The 4,553-nt window shown below is 62.7% G+C and carries 4 protein-coding genes; all 4 read right to left on the bottom strand.

Annotated features, from left to right (window positions below):
- The coding region (locus VL598_RS12780) for an indolepyruvate ferredoxin oxidoreductase family protein (RefSeq protein WP_325327095.1) at positions 1-2,621 on the bottom strand (2,621 nt) is incomplete at its 3' end.
- A gap of 405 nt (positions 2,622-3,026) precedes the next feature.
- Positions 3,027-3,272, bottom strand: a complete 246-nt coding sequence (locus VL598_RS12775; protein ID WP_325327094.1) for a hypothetical protein — start codon at positions 3,270-3,272, stop codon at positions 3,027-3,029.
- Between the two features lie 88 nt (positions 3,273-3,360).
- Positions 3,361-3,582 (bottom strand): hypothetical protein, encoded by a 222-nt coding sequence (locus VL598_RS12770; protein WP_325327093.1) that lies wholly within the window; start codon positions 3,580-3,582, stop codon positions 3,361-3,363.
- A 114-nt stretch (positions 3,583-3,696) separates the two neighbouring features.
- Positions 3,697-4,553: carbohydrate kinase (locus VL598_RS12765; RefSeq protein ID WP_325327092.1), on the bottom strand; the 857-nt coding region annotated here is incomplete at its 5' end.

The following is a 4,553-nucleotide window of genomic DNA, read 5'->3' as shown; positions in this document are numbered from 1 at the left end:
GAAGCGAGCGCCTGCGCATCGCAACTGGACATGAATCCGGCGCCCGCCGCATGCCGCATTTTCTCGAGCAGGGCATCGGCATGCAGGTTGGCGTCGGGGTTTTGCACGAACGTCCCGGTCGGAATCGCATGGGTATTGACGACGATGCGCGTGCGGCCATGGCGCACGGTCTGCAATGCGTCGGCGCTTGCACCGACGACCATGTCACAAGCAAGGAGCAGGTCGGCCTGCTGGGTATCGATGCGCACTTGGTTGAGCCATGCGTCGCGTGCAGCAAAACGCACGAACGAGAGCACGGCACCGCCCTTTTGGGCGAAGCCCATGAAATCGAGCACGGAGGCGCTTCGACCTTCGAGATGAGCGGCCATGCAGATAAGTGCGCCGACTGTCACAACCCCGGTTCCGCCCACGCCGGTTACGAGGATGTCGTACGGCGCGGCATCGAGCGTCGCAGTCGGCCGCGGCAGACGAGCGACGTGCGCGACGAGGGCCGCTTCGTCGAACGCGGCGCCAACGGTTTCTTTGAGCTTACCGCCTTCAATCGTCACGAAGCTGGGGCAAAAGCCGTTGACGCAGGAGAAATCCTTGTTGCATGACGATTGGTCGATGCGACGCTTGCGTCCGAGCGGCGTCTCGAGCGCTTCGACTGAAAGGCAATTCGACTGTGCGCCGCAGTCGCCGCAGCCCTCGCACACTGCCTCGTTAATGAAGAGGCGCTTTCCCGGATCGGGAAACTGCCCTTTCTTGCGGCGGCGGCGCTTTTCGGCCGCACAGGTTTGGTCGTAAATGAGCACACTGACGCCTGCGACTTCGCGCAGCTCGCGCTGGACGGCGTCGAGTTCACGTCGATGGTGAAACGTGGTGCCCTTCGGAAAGAGGCCGTGATGGCCATCGTACTTTTCCGGTTCGTCGGAGACGACGACAAACCGCGACACGCCTTCGGCCTCGACCTGGCGAGCCACCTGCGGCACCGAGATGCTGCCGTCGACGGGCTGCCCGCCCGTCATCGCGACCGCGTCGTTGTAGAGGATCTTGTAGGTGATATTTGCCTTAGCCGCGACTGCCTGACGGATGGCAAGAATGCCCGAATGAAAATAGGTGCCGTCGCCGAGGTTCTGAAAAATGTGACGCGTTCTCGTGAACATCGAATGCGATACCCAGTCGACGCCTTCGCCGCCCATCTGGATCAGCCCCATCGTGTCCCGGTCCATCCACGATGCCATGAAGTGACAGCCGATACCTGCCTGCGCGATCGAGCCTTCGGGCACCTTCGTCGACGTGTTGTGCGGGCAGCCCGAGCAGAAGTAGGGCATGCGCTTAACGGCATCGGCCTCGTTCGCGAGGATGGGCGGGGCGACGAGTTCAACCACGCGTTCGCGTCGATCGAGTGCGGGTTTGTGGCGCGCAAGCCATTGCGCCAAGACAGGAAGCACGCGTGAGGGCCGCAGCTCGCCGAGCGCGGATAGCAGGGCTTGGCCATGGGCATCGTGCTTGCCGATGATGAACGGTCGGTGCTGTGCGGCGCGATTGTAGAGATGTTCCTTGATCTGCTGCTCGACGACGGGGCCTTTTTCCTCGATCACGAGCACTTCGTCGAGACCTTGAACGAACGCGTCGATACGGGTCGTTTCGAGCGGAAACGACAACCCGACTTTGTAGATACGGATTCCCGCAGTATCGAGGTCGGCGGCGGTCAGCCCGAGGCGTCGAAGCGCTTCCATGACGTCGAGATGCGCCTTGCCGCAGGTCACAATGCCGACGTTTGCCTGAGGGCTCGGGGCGAGGCAGCGGTCGATGCTGTTTGCGCGCGCGAAGCGGCGCACGGCGTCAAGCTTGGCTGCGAGGCGTGCTTCGATGGCGAGACTCGGCAGGTCGGGCCAGCGGTTATGCAATCCACCTGCTGGCATGTTCGGGTCGACGTGTGCGGTCCACTCGGTCGTCAATGAGTCAAGGTCGACGCTCGAGCCCGATTCGACGGTTTCCGAAATCGCCTTGAACCCGATCCACGCACCCGAGAAGCGCGAGAGTGCGAAGCCATAGGCGCCGAACTCGATCATCTCGGTAACGTTCGAGGGGTTCACGATCGGCATGTGCCAGCCCATCATCGTGAAGTCGCTCTGATGTGGCATCGACGACGACACGCACCCGTGATCATCCCCCGCGACGACGAGCACACCGCCGCGCGGGGACGCGCCGTAGGCGTTGCCGTGCTTCAGCGCATCGCCCGCGCGGTCCAGGCCCGGGCCTTTGCCGTACCACATGGCAAATACGCCATCGACGGTCCGCGCTTCGTCAGCTTCGACGCGTTGCGTACCGAGCACCGCCGTGCCGGCAAGCTCTTCGTTGATGGCGGGGAGGAAGCGAACCTCGTGGGCGTCGAGCAGCCCCTTAGCTTTCCACAGCGCTTGATCGACCATGCCGAGCGGCGAGCCGCGGTAGCCGCTCACGAAGCCGGCCGTATTCACTCCGCGTGCGCGATCGAGCCGGCGCTGCATGAGCATGATCCGCACGAGAGCCTGCGTTCCCGTGATGAAGATGCGCCCGCGTGTGGCGGTGAGGTTGTCGGTGAGGCGGTAGTTCAACAGCGTAGGCATTGCGTCGATCGGCGCACGGGCGGTCATCGATGCCTCCTGTTCTCGATTCACTGCGTTCGTCGGCTTGTTCTGCTTGGCCGTCCGACTTTTATTGTTCTCCGGCAGCGTCGGAACGTTTTTTCTTTATATCGTTGTCGATGGGTTCAGCTGCGGGGATTTATTCGCAAAGCGGAGGTTTTCGGGGGAAATCGTGCGGTTATGCACTTCGCCGGCTCAAGCGCCGTGGGTTTGCCCGGACATGGGCTCGTGAAACGGCGTCAGCGACGGCCGGAAACTGACGTATGAAGCTTGGCGTGTTCGCGCGCGTCGCGCATAGTGCGTGAGGTATGGCGTGCGCGGCTCAGGAGTGAAATCGACGTGAACCGGTAGCGTGACTCAATTCATCACGCCACGCCGGCCTCATTGCATTCGACGACAAGCATCCACCAATAATCAGGGGAACGCCTTGGGCTTCGGAACGCCTGCGCCATGCTCAATGTCGGCCACCGCCTGCAGGTGGGCCGCTTCCATGGCATCGTCTTCCTTCGGATAGCCATCGTCACCACCGACCGTCGTCCACGGTTGCACGGCCTTGTCCCGGTGCCGGATCTCATATTCGGCATCCCAATGTGCGCCTGCCAGTGGAATCGGTCGTACGTGAATCGAATAGACGCCGTAAAGATAGAGTTGTTCAGTCATGTTTCCCTCCCTTCGCCTTGCTCCGGCGAGCGTCGGAAATATGCGAAAGTGCGCGATGAGATGCGGCTCGGTGCCGCTCACCGTCTCGCTAGAGTTCGATTTCTCCGAGTATCCGGTGTGCAAGCGCCTTGCCTTCCTCGAGCGCTTCGGATGCCGTCGTATTCGGGGTCTCGACCTCATAGGACGTCGTCTCGAGGTCGGCCGCGTCATCGCGGGCCAGCGAGACGACGCCTTGGAACTGTCCGTCGTCGAGCTGGCGCACCGTCACGGTCGCCGTGTAGATACCCTTGGTGTAGGTGACGTCGTCCATGATGCGTTCCTCTCATCGCGAGTGGATGCTTGGCATCGTAGCACGTGGTTAGTGAAGATATTCCATCGTCTTGAAGGGCCGAATAAGGAGGGGAGCTTGCCCCGAGCCGCGGTGTCAGGTCACCCGTAGCAGTGCCGTCACTTCTTCCACGCTCGGCGAATGCGCACCCGGGTAGCGGCATGCGGCGGCGCCCGCCGCCAGAGCAAACGAGACGTGCTCAAACCAACCATATTGCGGCCGGCGCATCAGGCTAAAGAGCAAGCCGGCAACGGATGCGTCGCCGGCACCCACGGTATCGACGACCTCGACGCGCGGCGGCACCGCCTCGATCGTCCGTCCGCGAGCGATCAGCGTCGCGGCTTCGGCGCCGCGCGTCACCAGGATCGTCGCTTCGCGATTCATCGCGTGCAGCGTCTCGATGGCCGATTGCTCGTCGGTGCGAAAGAGTCCCCGCAAATCTTCATCGGATACTTTGATGATGTCGGCGAGCGAGGCCATCGTTTCGAGCATCGGACGATAACCCTGGTCCATCAGGGTGCGGTAGTTCGGATCAAAGCTGATTTTCACGCCGTGCGCGCGCAACTGCGCAGCGAGCGCGGCAAGCGTCGTGGCCAGCGGCGGCCGGGCCAGACTGATGCCACCGAAATGCGCCCACTGTACCTTCGCCATCCAGCTCTCGGGGAGCCTCGTCGGGTCAAAGGCGAGATCGGCGCTCGCATCGCCCACAAAAAAGTAAGCCGGCGGTCTTGTCTCGTGAACGATCGCTAGCAGCGGCGTCCGTTCGACCCGCTGAATGAACCGCATGTCGAGGCCGGCTCGCGCGCTAGCGTTCCAGAGCTCGTCGGAAAAGCAGTCGTGCCCAAGCGCACCGGCAAACGCGCTCGGCACGCCAAGCCGTGCAAGCGAGCGTGCGACGTTCCACCCGGCTCCTCCCGGGTGAGACGTCCACTGCGAACCCTCGGTGCGGACCA

This window comes from Trinickia sp., assembly GCF_035492435.1.
Lineage (GTDB): Bacteria > Pseudomonadota > Gammaproteobacteria > Burkholderiales > Burkholderiaceae > Trinickia.
The sequence above is the reverse complement of the archived record's forward strand: the minus strand, read 5'-3'. Positions and strand labels throughout refer to the sequence as shown.

Coding starts and splice junctions, on each gene's coding strand:
- VL598_RS12775 (WP_325327094.1), bottom strand. CDS start 3,272: ATGACTGAACAACTCTATCTTTACGGCGTCTATTCGATTCACGTACGA.
- VL598_RS12770 (WP_325327093.1), bottom strand. CDS start 3,582: ATGGACGACGTCACCTACACCAAGGGTATCTACACGGCGACCGTGACG.